Source organism: Klebsiella sp. CN_Kp066 (assembly GCF_040065135.1).
Classification (GTDB): domain Bacteria; phylum Pseudomonadota; class Gammaproteobacteria; order Enterobacterales; family Enterobacteriaceae; genus Klebsiella; species Klebsiella oxytoca.
The window spans coordinates 215008-232610 of record NZ_JBEAIU010000056.1 but is presented as its reverse complement, the minus strand read 5'-3'; the positions used below and the strand labels follow the sequence as shown (position 1 = coordinate 232610).

At 57.9% G+C, this 17603-nt stretch carries 15 protein-coding genes; 4 read left to right on the top strand and 11 right to left on the bottom strand.

Annotation, left to right across the window (positions count from 1 at the left end; translation table 11 throughout):
• The first annotated feature begins 105 nt into the window (after positions 1 to 105).
• Positions 106 to 633, top strand: coding sequence for a lipocalin family protein (locus ABLV75_RS24725; RefSeq protein ID WP_004103190.1), 528 nt, complete (start codon positions 106 to 108; stop codon positions 631 to 633).
• Between the two features lie 78 nt (positions 634 to 711).
• On the opposite strand, the gene ABLV75_RS24720 is transcribed toward ABLV75_RS24725, so the two are convergent.
• On the bottom strand, positions 712 to 1206 hold the full coding sequence (locus ABLV75_RS24720) for a hypothetical protein (protein WP_004103192.1): 495 nt from the start codon (positions 1204 to 1206) through the stop codon (positions 712 to 714).
• Between the two features lie 232 nt (positions 1207 to 1438).
• Complete coding sequence (pckA, locus tag ABLV75_RS24715) at positions 1439 to 3079, bottom strand: phosphoenolpyruvate carboxykinase (ATP) (protein WP_004103194.1); 1641 nt, start codon at positions 3077 to 3079, stop codon at positions 1439 to 1441.
• Between the two features lie 315 nt (positions 3080 to 3394).
• Here pckA and ABLV75_RS24710 point away from each other — a divergent pair, with 315 nt between their 5' ends.
• The gene (locus ABLV75_RS24710; protein WP_004103196.1) at positions 3395 to 4288 is read left to right on the top strand and encodes a LysR substrate-binding domain-containing protein; all 894 of its coding nucleotides are present in this window, start codon (positions 3395 to 3397) and stop codon (positions 4286 to 4288) included.
• A gap of 59 nt (positions 4289 to 4347) precedes the next feature.
• On the top strand, positions 4348 to 5034 hold the full coding sequence (locus ABLV75_RS24705; protein WP_004103197.1) for an RluA family pseudouridine synthase: 687 nt from the start codon (positions 4348 to 4350) through the stop codon (positions 5032 to 5034).
• A gap of 193 nt (positions 5035 to 5227) precedes the next feature.
• Here the strand turns inward: ABLV75_RS24705 and ABLV75_RS24700 are convergent, their stop codons facing one another.
• The 3 genes from ABLV75_RS24700 to ABLV75_RS24690 all read right to left on the bottom strand — a co-directional run bounded on the left by ABLV75_RS24700 (position 5228) and on the right by ABLV75_RS24690 (position 8249).
• Positions 5228 to 6028: a PhnD/SsuA/transferrin family substrate-binding protein gene (locus tag ABLV75_RS24700; RefSeq protein ID WP_032704698.1), complete on the bottom strand. Its 801-nt coding sequence runs from the start codon at positions 6026 to 6028 to the stop codon at positions 5228 to 5230.
• Positions 6021 to 7004 (bottom strand): fatty acid desaturase, encoded by a 984-nt coding sequence (locus ABLV75_RS24695; protein WP_004103204.1) that lies wholly within the window; start codon positions 7002 to 7004, stop codon positions 6021 to 6023. The genes ABLV75_RS24700 and ABLV75_RS24695 overlap by 8 nt, the downstream gene beginning before the upstream one ends.
• Positions 7005 to 7109: 105 nt before the next feature.
• Positions 7110 to 8249, bottom strand: coding sequence for a multidrug effflux MFS transporter (locus ABLV75_RS24690; RefSeq protein WP_004103206.1), 1140 nt, complete (start codon positions 8247 to 8249; stop codon positions 7110 to 7112).
• A 94-nt stretch (positions 8250 to 8343) separates the two neighbouring features.
• Between ABLV75_RS24690 and ABLV75_RS24685 the strand changes: the two genes are divergently transcribed.
• A complete protein-coding gene (locus ABLV75_RS24685) occupies positions 8344 to 9111 on the top strand; it encodes a helix-turn-helix transcriptional regulator (RefSeq protein WP_004103208.1) in 768 nt (255 codons plus the stop codon).
• On the opposite strand, the gene ABLV75_RS24680 is transcribed toward ABLV75_RS24685, so the two are convergent.
• The 6 genes from ABLV75_RS24680 to ABLV75_RS24655 form a co-directional block, all read right to left on the bottom strand.
• Positions 9096 to 9848, bottom strand: coding sequence for a proteasome-type protease (locus ABLV75_RS24680; protein ID WP_004103211.1), 753 nt, complete (start codon positions 9846 to 9848; stop codon positions 9096 to 9098). The genes ABLV75_RS24685 and ABLV75_RS24680 overlap by 16 nt on opposite strands.
• Before the next feature lie 16 nt (positions 9849 to 9864).
• A complete protein-coding gene (locus ABLV75_RS24675) occupies positions 9865 to 10680 on the bottom strand; it encodes a transglutaminase family protein (RefSeq protein WP_004103213.1) in 816 nt (271 codons plus the stop codon).
• On the bottom strand, positions 10677 to 11606 hold the full coding sequence (locus ABLV75_RS24670) for an alpha-E domain-containing protein (RefSeq protein WP_004103215.1): 930 nt from the start codon (positions 11604 to 11606) through the stop codon (positions 10677 to 10679). Before ABLV75_RS24670 ends, ABLV75_RS24675 begins: the two co-directional genes overlap by 4 nt.
• Positions 11600 to 13039, bottom strand: coding sequence for a circularly permuted type 2 ATP-grasp protein (locus tag ABLV75_RS24665; protein WP_004103218.1), 1440 nt, complete (start codon positions 13037 to 13039; stop codon positions 11600 to 11602). The genes ABLV75_RS24670 and ABLV75_RS24665 overlap by 7 nt, the downstream gene beginning before the upstream one ends.
• Positions 13040 to 13313: 274 nt before the next feature.
• Positions 13314 to 16094: a glycoside hydrolase family 3 N-terminal domain-containing protein gene (locus tag ABLV75_RS24660; RefSeq protein ID WP_348855199.1), complete on the bottom strand. Its 2781-nt coding sequence runs from the start codon at positions 16092 to 16094 to the stop codon at positions 13314 to 13316.
• Positions 16095 to 16177: 83 nt separating this feature from the next.
• Entirely contained in the window at positions 16178 to 17569 is a 1392-nt protein-coding gene (locus ABLV75_RS24655) for a carbohydrate porin (protein ID WP_004103222.1), read from the bottom strand.
• Positions 17570 to 17603: the final 34 nt, after the last annotated feature.

The following is a 17603-nucleotide window of genomic DNA, read 5'->3' as shown; positions in this document are numbered from 1 at the left end:
ATTCGTCCCGGGGACGATAGATTTTTCTGAATATAACCTCAACGATCGGGAAAAGAATAAGCCTGCGCTATACTTCCTGTTCCTGCGTTCACAAAAGGACTTCACATGAAGATATGGCCTGTTCTGACTGGCGTTGCTATCGCATTAACCCTTGTCGCCTGTAAATCCCCCACGCCACCCAAAGGTGTCCAGCCCATAAGCGACTTTGACGCGAGTCGGTATCTGGGCAAATGGTATGAAGTTGCCCGCCTTGAAAATCGTTTCGAACGCGGCCTGGAGCAGGTCACCGCGACCTACGGTCAACGCAGCGATGGCGGCATTAGCGTAGTTAACCGTGGTTACGATCCGCAGAAACAAAAATGGAACGAGAGCGAGGGTAAAGCTTATTTCACCGGCGCTCCTGATACTGCGGCGCTGAAAGTCTCCTTTTTTGGCCCGTTTTACGGTGGCTATAACGTGATCGCGCTGGATAGCCAGTATCAATATGCACTGGTCAGCGGCCCCGATCGCGGCTATCTGTGGATCCTGTCGCGCACGCCGACCATCCCTGACTCCGTGAAGCAGGAGTATGTGAGCATTGCGCGGAAGTTGGGCTTCCCGGTCGATAAACTCGTCTGGGTGACCCACAAGTAAAAGGCAGAATCCACATTATCTTCAGCGAACCAACGCGCTGAAGATAATGTTGGCATAAGGCTGGAGGGCGAAAAATAATCAGTGTGATGTCTGCTGGTTAGCATTGGCCGCATCTTCTGCGGTTTTAGCGGGAGCGATACTCTCTTTAATTTCTTTTGTTTTATTCGCCGCATCGTTGGCCAGATTATTGGCATCAACAATCGCGCTGTCTTTAATTTTGCCAGCTTCCTGCACGATTTGGTCGCTTTTCTGCCGGGCATCCTGCTTGACGGCATCAGCCTGGGCCTGGGCCTGCTGAGCAATTGCTTCCGCTTTTTTATCCGCCTCCGCCTTGATGCTGGAGGCCTGGCTGCTGAGATTGTTGGCCTCGTCCGCCGCCTGTTTTTTTATTGCATCAATGTGTTTATCAGCTTCATCCTTAATGGCGTCGGCTTTATCGGACGCCGCCTCTTTAATTTGTTGGGCGTTATCTTTTGCTTTATCCAGATTAGCATCAACCTTTGAGGAATCATCACAGCCGGCAAGAAATAAGCATACGGCAGAAGCGATTAGCGTTTTACTCCAGAGTTTCATAGTCATTCCTTTATTTATCGATATCAGCGTATCGAGGGATCATCGCAGCGGGGTTACCAGGATAATTCTCATAACAATAATGCCATGAGGTTATTTTGACCCAATCCTGAGCCCTGCATCCCTTTATTTATAATCGCTAAACAGGCAGAGTCAAGTTCCTGCGCCATTCACCCGGCGATGGCTAACGTAAAAAACCCGGGCGGCTGCCCGGGTTGGTCGCTGAAAAAATGCCTTAGGCCGTGACGGCTGATTTTGTCAGCGTCGGACCGGCTAACGCCAGGCGGGCGCCGGCTTCGGTATCGCTATATTGCCTGAAGTTATCCATAAACAACTGCGCCAGGCTTTCGGCCTTCTCCTGCCATTTGTCGGCGGAAGACCAGCCGCTACGCGGGTCAAGCAGCGCGCTATCCACGCCTGGCACGGTTTGCGGAATAGACAGACCGAACACAGGGACCGTCTCCTCGCGCAGCTCGCCGGTAGTGCCGTTTAAGATCGCGCTGATGATATTGCGCGTATCGCGTAGCGAAAGGCGCTTGCCCTCTCCGTTCCAGCCGGTATTCACCAGCCAGGCCTCGGCGCCCGATGCCGCCATTTTCGCAGCCAGAACGCTGGCATACTGCGTCGGGTGCAGCAGCAGGAAGGCCGCGCCATAGCAGGCGGAGAAGGTTGGCGTGGGCTGAGTAATGCCGCGCTCGGTTCCGGCCAGCTTCGAGGTAAAACCCGACAGGAAATGATACTGCATCTGCTCGGTTGTCAGACGGGATACCGGCGGCAGCACGCCAAAAGCATCGGCGGCAAGAAAAATGACCTTCGACGGATGGCCCGCGCGCGATACCGGTTTCACGATGTTGTCAATATGCGACAGCGGATAAGAAACGCGGGTATTTTCAGTCTTACTGCCGTCGGCGTAATCCACGCTGCCATCGGCTCTGACCACCACGTTTTCCAGCAGCGCGTTACGACGAATCGCGCCGTAAATTTCCGGTTCGGCATGCGGGTCAAGATTAATGGTCTTGGCATAGCAGCCGCCTTCGAAGTTAAACACGCCTTCATCGTCCCAGCCGTGCTCGTCATCGCCGATCAGCTGACGCAGCGGGTCGGTGGAAAGCGTGGTTTTGCCGGTGCCTGACAGACCAAAGAAGAGCGCCACGTCTCCCGCTTCGCCGCGGTTAGCTGAACAGTGCATCGAGGCGATCCCCTGCTGCGGGAGCAGATAGTTCATCACCGAGAAGAGACCCTTCTTCATTTCGCCGCCGTACCAGGTGCCGCCGATCAGCTGAATTTTTTCGCTCAGGTTAAAGGCGACAAAGTTCTCGGAATTCAGCCCTTGTTCCTGCCATTTGTCGTTGGTGCAGCCCGCGCCGTTGAGGACGACGAAGTCCGGCGTAAATTCAGCCAGCTCTTCCGCGCTCGGCGCAATAAACATGTTTTTGACGAAGTGCGCCTGCCAGGCCACTTCGGTGACGAAGCGGACGCCCAGGCGCGTTGCCGGACTGGCGCCGCACCAGGCATCGACAACATACAATTTTTTGCCGCTCAGCTGTCCGGCAACCAGCGTCTTCAGGTCAGCCCAAATCTCCGTGGATAACGGCTTATTATCGTTGCGGCCAAGGCCGGAATCGGACCACCAGACGGTGTCACGCGTCAGCTCGTCTCTGACGATATATTTGTCGCGCGGAGAGCGTCCGGTAAAGATCCCGGTATCCACGGCAACGGCACCGGACTCGGTCATGACGCCGCGCGCCGCGCCGGTGAGCTCTGCACTGGTTTCATGCGCAATCAGCAAGTCGTAATCGGGGTTATAAAACAGCTCGCTGCTTTCCTGAATTCCGAGCGCAAGAAGAGCGTCTTTTACTGATTCAATACGTGACATGGCACTCCTGACAAACTATTGGCTGGATAAGATGCTATTCGGTTATTTCAACCCGTCAGTTAAGCAGATGGATTTATTTTAATAAAAAAACCATCGTGCAATTAAATAACCAGGATGAACAGACCAGAGCCGGCGATTTAAAATCGTGCTCGTGTAGGGTTTCGCCTGTACTTTAGAAATATCGTTGGCACGTATACCTCATAAGCTAACTCTGCTAAAAATGTTAACACCTGTAGGTAAGTATGTTAATTGCATAGTTTCTATGCGTTATGCTAAAATTGCATAGCATTTATTGCAGGAATGAGGAATGGATCGGTGCTGGCGAATCTTGAAGTAAAATGGCTTTACGATGTGATTGCCCTTGAGGAAGCCAGAAGCTTTACGCTCGCGGCCAAAAGCCGCAATATTTCGCAGTCCTCCTTCAGCCGCCGCATTCAGGCGCTTGAGTCTTCGCTGGGCTTCAGCATCTTCGACCGTTCGGCAAACCCGCTGCAGCTGACCAACCGCGGGAAGATTTTCGTTGGCTACGCACGAAATATGCTCGACGATATGGACTTCCAGATCAGCCGAATTAAAGGGCTGAACAACACCACGCAGAAAATAAGAATCGACGCTGCGCCGTCGCTTTCCGTTTTATTACTGCCAGAAATTATCGCCGGTTATACCGACCGGAAGAATAAAACTTTTCATGTTGAATCGATTAATGTCAACGATGCCGTATTTAATCTTAAAGAAGGAAAAAGTGATTTTATCCTGTCGTTTTATAATGAAGAGCTGATGAACTATCCGTTTATCAATCATAAAATTTTCGACTCAGCGCTGCACCTCGTTTCTCCCTGCGATAAGCACGGCAGACCGCTTTTTAATTTGCATCGCGGGGTGCTGCCGCTGATGAAATACGCCAACGACAGCTATATGGGACGACAGGTGAATCAGGTGATCGACCGCAAGCCGGAAATTACCTTCTCGCTGACCTTTGTCTCCTCAATGAGCGAGCTGTTAAAACGTATGATCCTCAACGGCGACGGCGTGGGCTGGCTGCCGCAATACTCTATCAAGCGCGAGCTCGAGGAAGGCCGCCTGACGATAATGGATGAGAGCCTGTCCTTGCCGATCGGCGCCTATATTTATCGCTCCGGTGCGCGGCTCAACCAGTCCGCCGAACGTTTCTGGCAGCATATTAAGGCCATGAGTACCGTCACCGCATAGCTCGCGTGAAGGCGAATAATACGCTATTATCCGCCTCCACTCTCTCTCCGTGCAGCCTGATGTCTACCGTTATCGATACCTTTATCGCCCCGCCGTGCCACGCTGAAATCGATATCCTCTACCAGGATGACCATCTGCTGCTGATCGATAAACCCTCAGGCCTGCTGAGCCTGTCGGGGAAAAATCCCCTGAATCTCGACTCGGTACATTATCGACTGGTACAACAGTTTCCCGGCTGCACGCTGGCGCATCGTCTTGATTTCGGCACCTCCGGGCTGATGGTGATTGCGCGCAACAAGGCCATCAACGCCGCGCTCTGCCAGCAGTTCAGCCAGCGTGCGGTGAGCAAAGTCTACAGCGCGCTGCTGTGCGGGCATCTGGCGGATGATGAAGGAACCGTTGACGCTCCGATAGCCAAAGATCCGGCGCTGTTTCCGCTGATGACGATTTGCCCGCGCCACGGCAAACCTGCCCGCTCCGGCTATCGGGTCGTGGAGCGCCTGCGCTATCAAGGTCAAGTGCCGGTAACGCGAGTCCAGCTGACGCCGGAAACCGGCCGCACCCATCAGTTGCGTATTCACTGCCAGCACCTTGGCCACCCTATTCTGGGCTGCGATCTGTACGGCGGCATGGCGCTTCCGGGAACAGAACAGGCACCGCGCCTGATGCTGCACGCCAGCGAACTGCATTTCGTGCATCCGGTTAGCGGAGAGAGGATCGACGCCGTCAGCCCGAGCGCGTTTTAACTCGCTTCGCTCGCCAGCCCGCTGGGCCGACGCTCCCCTACGCCAATTGACGTCAACGCCTGAATTCGACTCGCTGACCGCGCTGCGACTTGCTTCCCGGTGGCGCTGTGCTGACCGGGCTACGGGTTCACAGCCGCCTGCGATCGGGTAGCCCGGGCAAGGCGCTTGCGCCGCGGCCCGGGGCAATTGCCAACTATAGCCGCACAACGCCTCTGGCCGCGGCCTCTTCACGCCACGCCAGCAGCGGCTGATAGTCCGCGCGCCGCATATCGCTGTAGCCGCAGATAAACAGCGCTTCGCAAAGCGGCTGGTAGCGTTCATCGCTCACCAGCTGCTGCAATGCCTCTCTGAGCAACTCCAGCGTCGCCGCGGGCGTCGTCGCCGACGTAATCAGCGGTAGCCCCGGGGCCAGCGGGCTATGGGCAATCACCGTCAGCCCCGCCAGCGCCTCCGGCTGATGACGCTGCAGCAGCGCCCAGGTCACGCAATCAATGGCGGCAATATCCGCCGTCCCCTGCTGAAGTTCACGCAGCGACTGGCGATGGCTGCCGCTAAACGCGACCGTTGAGAAGAAACGCCCATCGCGCGACAGCGGCGCGATCATTTTTAACAGCACGTTATAGCCGGACTGGGAATCCGGCGAATTGCACGCGACCCGACGCCCGTGAAAATCTGCCAGCGACTTCCCTCCGTCCGCTTCACGCGCCACCAGCAGGCTGCGGTAGTTCCGCCCTTCGCATCCGGGCGCCGAATAGTGAAAACAGCCGACCGTTTGCACGTTCGCCAACAGCGTCACCAGCGGATAACCGCAGGTCTGGCTCAACAGCAGCGCCGGATGGCGCCAGTGCGCCAGCAGATCCTCAGGTACCGTATATGACAGCCCATCCTCATCCACCACGCCGCGAGCCGCCAGCAGCTGCCGCACCGCCCGCCAGAGCGCCTGAGTATCCTCGTCATTCACCGCGTACATCGGAAACGCCAGCCTTTCACTCATGCTCTTCATCCGCCTTACCCTGCTGGTTGAACCCGGGATGCGCATTCACCGTCACCGGTCTGGCAAAAAAATGCCGCAGCCATTCACCGTAGCCGCGCACCACAAACCCGGCGTTGCGCCGCTGATACTCCGCCTGATTATGCAGATAGATTTTTCGCAGCCCGTACCACGGTACGCCCGGCAAATCGTGATGCACTGAATGGTAGTTGAGATTGAGGAACAGCACCCGCCAGACCAGCCCCGCCTCGTTAATCACCGAACGGGCCAGCGGATCGTCCGCGGCGCGGTGCTCAAGAAAAGAGCGCACTTTGGTTAACGCCAGCGCAGGATAGCTGACAGCCAGCACGAAATAGAGCGGCGAAAAGTCAAGGTGATGCATCCACGCGAACAGCGCCGCCAGCAGCAGGCCGTGAACCAGCCACATCGCTAGCGTCTTCACCCGCCGAAGACGCAGCGCCGTCAGCGCGCAGCTGAGCGTCTGGGCAATATCCAGCAGCGGCGCTACCAGCAGCCTGCCGATAAACGTATTGCGCAGATGAATAAGACTGCGCTGCAAGGGGGCAAAATGCTGCCAGCTCTGCGGCGTAAAATAGTAGGATTCCGGATCGTCAACCGGCTGCGTCAGCAGATGATGATTATGGTGCGCCAGGTGCGAGTCGCGATACAGACCATATGGGTACCAGACCGCCAGCGGCAGGGTCCCCAGCAGTTGATTAAACCACGGCCGCGAAGTGGGATGGCCGTGAATGAGCTCGTGCTGCAGTGACATATACCAGGCGGTGAACCAGACCAGCAGCAGCGTGGCCGGGAACAGCCCCAGCGCGCGCCACCAGGCCAGCGAGGCAAACCAGCCGCCGTAGATCGCAAAAATCAGTAGCCAGGTCGGCAGTTCGCTGCGCCACAGCCAGCTGCGGGACAACTGCTGAATCCGCTCGCGCTGCTGCGGATGCAAATAGGCCGATCTGCTTTTTGCCATTCCTGAAGCTACCTTTTCGCGTTATCGTTTTGCTCCCCCGAAGATGTGAGATAACGCGTTAAATAACAAAGAAATTAAATCACTAAGCTTTGCCAGAAATCGGCCTTATGCGTCGTTGAGCGAGTGCATATAGCGCCACCCGGCGATGAGGCTTACCCCAGCGCACAGCAACAGCGATGCGCCCAGCGATTGCCCCCATCCGGCCGCCAGCAGACCGGCGCCTATCAGAAGATAATAAAACAAGCCGAAAATGGCGCCGGCGGTGCCCCGACAGTCGCCATAGGCGCTCAGCGCCGATCCCAGAACCAGCGGGATCGCCATCGCATACGCGAGGGTGACCAGCGCGACCGGCGCCACAAACCACAGCGATTCCCGCAGCACGTACACGGCGGCAGCGCCCGCCAGGTGGAGGATGCAGGCGATCGCGAGCATTTGCCCCAGCGGGACATTCTGACGCAGCAGACGGCGGTTAAGCAGCGCGCCGAACAGCGAACCCGCGGCAAGCGCCACGCCGCTGTAGCCAAAGGCCAGGGCATCGAGAACGAATCTGGCGAACAGAAAGGGAGCCAGACTGTAGTAGCTGAACAGGCTGATGTTAAATGCCGCCACCAGAATTGCCGCCAGAGCGATACGCCTGTCGCCCGCCATCCGCCTCAGCACGTCAAGAAAAGACCCTCCCCTGAGGTTATGCGGGCGCGTTTCCGGCATCAACCACAGGCAGCCCAGCAGGAGCGCGGCGGCAAAAATCGCCAGCGCGCTGAATACACCGCGCATACCCCAGATGGCGGTCAACCCACCGCCGATATAGACCCCGATGGCCGGGCTCACCGCCAGCGCCAGGCCGATAAACGAAAAAATCCCCGCCAGCTGCCGCCCGCTATAGCAGTCCCGCAGAACCGTCTGCGTCACTACTGAGCCGGTTGCCGCGCCAGCGGCCGTGACGATCCGCGCCACCAGCAGCAGCGAAAAATCGCTGGCCCACAGCGCCAGCAGGCACCCCGCCGCGTAGACACCTAACCCCGCCAGCAGGGCCGGGCGCCGACCGTAGCGATCGCTGAATCCGCCCCACAACAGAACGCCGACGGCAAAACCGATAAAGTATACGGAGAGCGTTTGCGCCGCCTGCGCTGCGCTCACGGAAAACCGGGCGCTGATATCGGTCAGCGCCGGGCTATAAATCGTTTCCGCTATTTGCGGAAACATCAATAGCGCAGTAACCAGTACCAGCGCGGCACGTCCCAACATATCTACCTCCTGATAAACAAGAGGCGCTATTGTAGGTAAGCCGTTTATCGAACATTATAAACATAATGACTTTAAATATCGGAAATCAGACATTATGGCCTGGCTTGACGCTGATGCGGCATTCGATCCGGATGCGTTAATAAAAAGCCTGATTGGCGTGCAGTCGGCGCTGGGTAACCATGACTCCGGCAGCCACCAGCATAAGATGGCGCAGATCCTGTTTACCCGTCAGGGATGCGTACGTTTGACGCTCGACGATGGCGCGCTGCTGTGCCTGCTTCCGCCGGGACGCGCCGCCTGGATCCCGGCCGGTATCAGCCATCGCGCGGAGATGAAAAATATTGTCGATTATCGTTCAGTCTGGTTTCAGCCGCAGCGTTACCCTCAATTGCCAACGCAGGCGGCGATACTCAACGTGGTGCCACTGCTGCGCGAACTCTTAGAGCGTATCAGCGCCAGCCCCTGGGATACCGACTGGGAAACCGAGCCGGCGCGGCATCTCGCGGCCCTGTGCCAGGCGGAAATTCGCGCCGCCGCCCAGGAGCCGATGATGCTGGCGCTGCCGCAGGATAAACGGCTGGCGCAGCTTTCCGGCGATGCGCTACCGCCGGCGCTTGGGACGCTCGCAGCCCGCTGCGGTGCCAGCGAAAAAACCATCAGCCGCCTGTTCCGCCGCGATACCGGTATGTCCTACCAGCAGTGGCGTCAGCAGTGGCGATTAATGAAGGCAGTTGAGATGCTGGCTACCGGGCAGCGGATTACCGATACCGCGATGGCGCTTGATTTCGCCAGCGATAGCGCCTTTATCTACTTTTTCCGCACCATGACCGGCATGACGCCGGGACGCTATTTCGCCCCCTGATCCTGGCCGCCCGGCGTGAACGGCGGCAGCTGCAGGAAGGTGCTTTGTAACCCCTCGGACCAGGCTTTGCGAATGGTATTGAAATAGGGATCGTTCTCGGTGATCCGATGCTGCCCGGCGCTGCTCAGGCTACCGCTGCGGTAGAGCAGCGTGTCCAGCGGCAGTCCCACCGAAAGATTGCTGCGCAAGGTGGAGTCGATCGAGATCAGCGCGCAGCACATCGCCTGCTCAAGGGGGGTATCGATGGTCAGGACCCGGTCGATGATCGGTTTGCCGTATTTACTCTCGCCAATCTGGAAATAGGGCGTGTCGCGCGTGGCTTCAATAAAGTTGCCTTCCGGATAGATATGGAACAGCCGGTGCGTTTCCCCGGCGATCTGCCCGCCGAGCAGCAGGTTACAGTTGAAGTTGGTATTGCCGCAGTTCTGCTGATTGCTGGCGTCGCGTTGAATCACCTCCTGCAACGTTTTGCCGATCAGCATCGCCGCGTCGTATAACGAAGTCACCTGCATCAGATTCGGTTCCTGCTGGGTACGAATGCGGGCGCTGAGCAGGCTAATCACGCTCTGAGTCGTGGCCAGGTTGCCCGCAGACTGCAGGACCATGACGCGTTCGCCATCCTGATGGAAAACGTGCAGTTTTTTAAACGTTGCAATATGGTCCACTCCCGCGTTGGTGCGGGAGTCTGAGGCAAACACCAGTCCATCTGACAAACACATGGCCACGCAATAGGTCATCGTTTCATTCCTGCGGTTATTGCTGCTGCGCCTGCTGTGAATGCTCGCGCACCTCAGCGTTAGTTAACAAAATTTCTCCGCCGCCGCCGAGGCGGGTACCGCGCACCGGACACGCATCAAGATAGTCCAGCCCGGTCGCCAGCCGCAAATGCTGATTCAGACGGCGGGTATTGTTCGTGATATCAAACGGCTGCCAGCGATCGTTCAGCCATACTTCAGCCCAGGCGTGCATAGCGACATGCTCGGCGTTATCGCTGTAGACATAGCCGCTGACGTAGCGCGCCGGGATCGCCAGCGCCCGGCAGCAGGCGAGAAACACATGGGTGTGATCCTGGCAAACCCCTTTCGATCGCGCGAACGCGTCGGCGGCAGAGTCCTGTACCTGGGTGGCGCCCGGCGAATAGGGCATTCTCAGCAGCAGCTCGGCCATTAACCGGTTCAGGCTCGCTTCCTGAGCCTCCGGCTGATACCAGCGCTGGGCAAATTCGCGGATCGGGCCGTCAGCGCGGGTAAGCGGGGTACAGCGCAAGAAAACCAGCGGCGACAGCAGCTCCTGCGGCTCCGCGCCAATCTCTTCCCCCTCTTCCACGATATCGACGATCCCGCTGGCGCGGATGGTAATCTCTTTATGCGGATTATCCAGCGTCAGCACGTGCAGCACGTTGCCCCACGCGTCGGTGGTGGCGACGGCGGAACCGTCCGGCAGGGTTAATGTCCAGGCGGTGATCTTCTGCCGACCGCTGCTGCGCGGCGTCAGGCGCAGGTACTGGGTTGAAAACTTCACTTCTTCATCGTAGCCGTAGCGGGTCAGGTGATCGATTACCAGTTTCATAACGCCTCCAGATAGGTTTGTCTGATGCTGTCGGAAAGCGCGTTAATCCGCGCCAGCAGTGCATTAAGGGTGACCTGCAAATCAGCCTGCGCCAGATCGTCGCGGGTGCTAAAACGCAGGTCGACGTTAAGCTGGTGCGCCAGGCGCAGCGGCAGGTGCGAACGATCGTTGGCAATCTGCTCCAGCTGCCCGACGAGGTCGGAAATGCTCGCTCGCAGCGATCTCGGCACATCGTTGCGCAGGATCAGCAGCTCCATCACCGTTTCGCGGCTGACCGGCTGGCGGTAGATGCTGTTATAGGCCTCGCGTGCGCTGACCGCGTTAAGCAGCGTATCCAGCCGGTAATACTCGCGGACCGGATCGGGATCGCTGTTTAACTGCTGATCCTTAATCAGCAGCAGCTGGGCGGTGGCGGATGCCCGTTCGATCAGCGTCCCGATACCGATAAAGCTCAGGGCGTCGTTACGCAGCAGCGTGCCGAGAATCGCCCCGCGAAACAGATGAACCCGCTCTTTTACCCACTCAAAGAAAGCGTCGTTGCCCAGCTCGCCGATCCCCTGCTGGCGCAGTTTTCGCAGCTCAATACGCGTGGCGTTGATGCTTTCCCACACTTCCGCCGACAGGCTGCCGCGCACCGCGTGGGCGTTGTTCCACGCCATCTCGACGCAGCTAAAAATGCTGTACGGGTTGTTGCCGTCGAGGGCGAAAAAATTAAGCAGGTTGCTCATGGTGAAACGCGCGTGCCGGGCCTGAAACAGCTCGTGGGTCAGCGATAGATTTAGCGGCAAGGCTAAATCCCGCGACTGCTGGCTATGGCGGGGGATCATCGACAGCTTCCAGGTCACGTCCAGCACCCGGGCATAGCTTTCTGCGCGCTCAAGATAGCGCGCCATCCAGAAGAGTTCACTCGCTGTGCGGCTTAACATGATTCGTCCTCCTCCATCACCCAGGTATCCTTGGTTCCGCCGCCCTGCGACGAGTTCACCACCAGCGAGCCTTCGGTTAGCGCCACCCGCGTCAGGCCGCCGGGAACCAGGCGGATCTCCTGACCGGAAAGGACAAAGGGCCGGAGATCGATATGGCGCGGCGCCAGCCCCTCTTCTATAAAGGTCGGGCAGGTTGACAGCGCCAGGGTGTCCTGGGCGATATAGTTGGCCGGGTTTGCCAGCAGACGCTGACGAAACGCTTCGCGCTCCTCTTTGGTCGAGCGCGGACCGACCAGCATGCCGTAGCCGCCCGCGCCGTGAACCTCCTTCACGACCATCAGCTCAAGATGGCTCAGCACGTAGCTGAGATCTTCCGCTTTACGGCATTGCCAAGTGGGAATATTGCTGAGGATCGGTTGCTCGCCCAGATAGAAACGGATCATCTCCGGCACGAAGGGGTAGATCGATTTATCGTCGGCGACGCCGGTGCCGATGGCATTCGCCAGCACCACGCCTCCGGCGCGGTACACCGACAGCAGCCCCGGCACGCCCAGCATAGAGTCGGCGCGAAAGGCCAGCGGGTCGAGATACGCATCGTCGATCCGCCGGTATATAACGTCCACGCGCCGCGGCCCCTCGGTGGTGCGCATATACACCGCCCCGGTTTTAATAAACAGATCCGCGCTCTCCACCAGCTCAACGCCCATCTGCTGGGCCAGAAAGCTGTGTTCAAAATAGGCGCTGTTAAACCGCCCTGGGGTCATCACCACCACGCACGGGTCGTCCACGGGCGAGCTTTCGCGCAGCGTTTGCAGCAGATAGCTGGGGTAGCGTTCTACCGGCGCAATACGGTGCTGTTCGAACATTTCGGGGTAGAGCCGCATCATCATTTTGCGGTTTTCCAGCATGTAGGAGACGCCGGAGGGGGTGCGGAGATTATCCTCCAGCACGTAATACTGGCCGTCGCTGTTGCGCACCATATCAACCCCGGTGATATGGGCATAGGTGTTATTGGGTAAGTTTATCCCCTGCATACAGGGCTGATACTGTTCATTCGCCAGCACCTGTTCGGCCGGGATCAGTCCCGCGCGCAGGATATTTTGATCGTGGTAAATATCGTAAAGAAAGGCGTTGAGCGCCTTCACCCGCTGGCGGATGCCGCAGTCGATTCGCTGCCACTCGCCGGCGGGGATAATGCGCGGCACGCTGTCGAAAGGGATCAGACGTTCGGTCCCCTCGTCTTCGCCGTAGACGTTAAAAGTGATGCCGATGCGGTGAAAGAGCAGCTCCGCCTGCTCTTTTTTCTGCCGGATAGAGAATTGATCGGTACTGCGAAACCATTGCCACCAGGCGTTATAGTGCTGACGCTGCTCTCCCTGTACGGTAAGCATCTCATCATAATAATGCCCGTCAGGAAGCGTTATTTTTATCATGGCCGTCTCCTCCGGTTGTACTCACTTTGAGGTCATCCCCGGGAGAGATAAGCATTAATTATGCCAGGTAGCACAGCGCAGCGGCATAGCGTAACGCCGCGCTTATCTGAATAAAAAATAACCCGTTATTTTGCTTGTTCAGGCTCTGCCGTCAGCCAGAATCGCACCAAATTGGGGCGTTCGCTCCCGCGTTAACGGGCGGGTCGATAGCCCGCATCCGTCGCCAGATAACGGCTCGCGAAGAGGCCGCACGCGACCTGAACGTCTGCCACGGTTAGTCGTTAACGCGCCTCAGCTCCAGCCACTCCACCACCAGACCCGGCTTGATAACGTCAAACCCCACGCGGTATTTCCCCGGCTGTAGCGCAACCCGACACAGCTTCTGCACCATTTCCCGGCCGAGCGTGCCGTGGGTGTGTATCGTTGCCACGAACTGGTCATTGAGCAGCAGATTGCCGGCGGTTTGCGCCAGCGGCGCGCCGTCGGCGTACACGCTGACCAGCACATCGTAGACTGCCGCCTGTTCAACGCTCAGCACCAGGTCCTCGTCATAGCGCAGACGCGACTGCTCGGCGATTTTAATTGCCCCCTCGCAGCCGGCGGCGCAGGCTGGTTCTGCCGCCAGGTGAATCACATGCGCCCGGGGCGCCTCCCCATGCTTAAAGGCCTGAGTCTGCAGCATAAAATCGAGGATGTTTATCGCGCAGCGCTGAAGCTCACCGAGCGTGAGTTCCCCTTTTGCCAGCGCCGCCAGGGTGTTATCACCGGCAGCGTTAACCTCCGCGCCGTTATTATTGACCACCATATAGAGATCGTTCTGCGCGCGGATCATCGCCGCGGTGTTGCGGGTGCTCGCCGCGCCGCCATCGATGGGATCGTTCATCGTTGCCCACCAGTCGGTCATGACGATCCCGCGAAAGCCCCACTCTTCGCGCAGTACGGTGGTGGTGAGATCGTAGCTGGAGGCCGCCTGGTAACCGTTGACCGGGTTGTAGGCGGTCATCACCGCGCTGGCGCCGGCGGATTTCACCGCGTACTCAAAGCCTTTCAGGTAGATTTCACGCAGCGCGCGCTCCGACACTACCGAGTCCGCTGTGGCTCTGGCAAACTCCTGATTATTACAGGCAAAGTGCTTAAGCGTCGCCACGCCGCCGCCGCTGCGAATGCCGCGCACCACCGCCGCCGCCATCATCCCGGTGATAAGCGGATCTTCGGAAAAATATTCAAAATTGCGCCCGTTGAGCGGATGGCGCTGGATGTTCATCCCCGGCCCCAGCAGCAGGTCGATACCGTTGCGCAGCAGCTCCTTGCCCTCCATCACGTATAAACGCTCCACGAGTATCGGGTCCCAGCTGGAGGCCAGCAGCGTACCGCTGGGCAGCAGAGTGGCCTTTGCGCCGTTATCCATGCGAATACCGGAAGGCCCGTCGGCGGCACACGCCAGCGGAATGCCTTTTTCCAGCAGGCTGTCCGCCACTCCGCCAAAGGCCGACGCGACGCCGGGGGTGACTTTGTAGCTGCACATGCCCTCCCCGCGCACCAGACAGGCCAGCTCCTCCACCGACAGCTGAGCAACAAAAGCGTTCATCGTCGCGCGCCCTTCCGCAACGTCGCTGAGGGTAAGCCCCTGGTTGCCGGTGAGAGTGATGCTCTCTGGCAGGCGCTCCTCAATACGCGAGCGCAGGTTGATCTTCCGCCGCGGCACTTCTTCCCATTCGATCTGGTAGCGCCCATCGCCGCCATCGCCAGCGGGCCTAATGCGCACGAAAGGTACCGTTGGCGCCAGCACCTGCTGATGGCGGGAGAGGATCCGCAGAGTCTTCTGCGTGTACCCTGCCTCTCCGTCTACCGGCAAAGGTTGTAGATCGCGCACGCTGTTACCGATCAATAAACGATACAGTCCGGGTTCCATCACGTAGCAATGGGGATGCCCGGTAGCCCCGCTATCGTCGAGGGAGGCAAAACGCTCCAGCGGGATCGATAACGTTAAGGTTTCGCTTTCACCCGGCTGCAGCAGGCGGGTTTTGGCGAAGGCCACCAGCGCCCTGGCCGGTTTCCCGAGCGCACCCTGCGGCGCCTGGAGGTAAATCTGGACGACTTCTTTGCCCGCAAAACGCGCGCCGTCGTTGGTTACGGCGACGGTCGCCTTGATCTGGTCGCCAAAGGCTTCCGCCCGCGCCGATTGCAGGGTGAAGCGGGTATAGGAGAGACCAAACCCAAAAGGAAACTGCAGACGCTGGGGACAAAAGGTTTCAAAGTAGCGATAGCCGACGTAGATATCCTCCTGATAGAGGTTTTGCGCTTCCGCTCCCCAGCAGGGCGATGCCGGATGGTCATCCAGCGATTTGACGATGCTACCCACCAGCTTGCCGGATGGCGTTACCTCACCATAGAGCAGCGAAGCAGCCGCCTGCGCCCCGTCTGCGCCGCCGTGCCACACGTACAGCAGCGCGCGAATGCGAGTACGCAGCAGCGGATCGTCGGCCCATGTGAGATCGATAAGCCCGGCGGTATTCAGCACGACCGCCACATCGTCAAACTCGCGGCAGACCTGATGTAGCAGCATCATTTCGTCGGCCGTGAGCCGGTATCCGCCTTCAACATCCGCGTTATCCTGATCTTCACCAGCGGTACGGCCAAGGACAATCACCGCCTGGGTCGAGACGGCGCGGGCCTGACGAATCTGCTCATCGCTCAGCGGCATCTCCTGCTGATACCAGGGCTCAGCCGCCCAGCCTCCGCCGCCGTTGTCAAAAGGATGCTGTTGCGTCCAGCTCTCGTAAAGCGCGGCCAGCTGCTCATTGAGCTTCTCCCCGCTGCGCGCGCGCATGGCCTGCAACAAGGTGGTTCGGCTCACCACGTTTACCGCCCCGCCCGAGCCGGTACCGCTACGATAGTAGTCAATTTGCGTACGGCCAAATAACGAAACCGGCTGCTGAGCGTCAAGCGGCAGCATGCCGCGATCGTTTCTCAGCAGCACCGCGCCCTCGGCAGCGGCGGCGGCGGCAAATTCGGCAAACCCTTCCAGCGGGGTCCCCGCTTTACTGTCATACATGGTGTTGTCCTGTTAACTCGAGCCTCCGCAGGAGGCGTAATGGCATCATGACCAGAGCCCGCGCAATGCGGGCTCGGCTTTGATCAGAAGAAATATTTGAAGCGAAGACGGCCGCCGTAGCGGGAGTCTTCATGTTTGTCGCCATCCGTTGGTTTCGCTTCAATCCACGAGGCGTAAGCGCCAAGGTAGATATTGAAGTTCTTCATATCCATGACATTGGGGAACAGGTACGACGCGTGAATGGTGTGGATATCGTAGTCACCCACGTTGGAGATCCAGCAGCCATCGTCGCAAGTAGAGACATAATTAGCCGAGTTGAACTTGTCGATTTTGTTGTGGGCGTAGATATAACCCAGTTCAAAACGATGCCAGAGGGAGTTAATAGCTGCGGTGAAATCCTTCTCATCGGAGGCATCCATATAGGCCACGTTCAGGTTAGTGGTGACCCCATCTTCCGGATCGGTTTTTTGTCCATTCCATGACATCGTCAAGCCATAGCCGGTGCGGTCCGACTGGTCGATCCAACTGCCGCGATTGTCGTAATAACCGTAAGCATTCTTCACGACGTTCTTTTCCATCGCGACGGCGGTAGAGAAGCGACCGCTATTCCACGCAATCACCGGACGTAAATAGGCAACGTTTTTCTCATTTTCCAGGTTATTGCCATGATAGCTGGAGTCCCGGAACAGCGTGCTGCCATTTTCCACCAGATTATTAAGTTCGAAATACCAGTTATCTATCGTTTTACTGAGCAGGAAGTTGCCACCGCTGCTGCTACGGCCGCGGCCCTCTTTCATCATGTAAATATAGCCGTAGCCATCGCTATAAAGGTCGTTAGCCGTGTTGCCGGAGTATTCGACAAACGTATCCTGATTCAGCGGGAACATATCGTAGGCTTCGAAACGACCAACTTTGACCTTCCAGTCATCTTCCCGGCCAAAGAAGAATACCGCATCATCAAGGTTCATCTTACCGGTCATATCGGCCAGCGGCTGGGCGGAGAAACCGGCGAAATTGCCGTTATCCATTTTGCGCATACCATCGAAGCCCAGCAGAATACGGCCGTTAATATCCCAACGTTCTTTAGTACCCGGCGCCCAGTTTTTATTCGAAGAGGTTTTTACCGACGTCAGGCTACCGCTGCTGCTGGCGCCGTCCATGTTGAATTCGACATCGCCGTAAAACTTGATATCCCCATAGCCAGAGAGCGTCAGTTTCGTTGGCGCCGCGCCCGGTGCGACGGGCTCCGCAGACTCGACCTTCACGGTTGGCGCATTTTTCGCCGCCACGTTCTGCTGCTGGGTTAGCGTCTGAATTTTCGCTTCCGCATCGGCGGCCCGCTGTTCAGCGTTAATTAAACGCTGTTCAAGCTGTGCTAACCGTTTTTCAATATCCACAGAGTTATTATTTTGGGCGGCCAGCAGACCGCCAGAAAATACGGCACTCATAACCAGAGCGATATATTTCACTTTCATTTTTAACATCCCTAATTACGTTATTGTATATGTC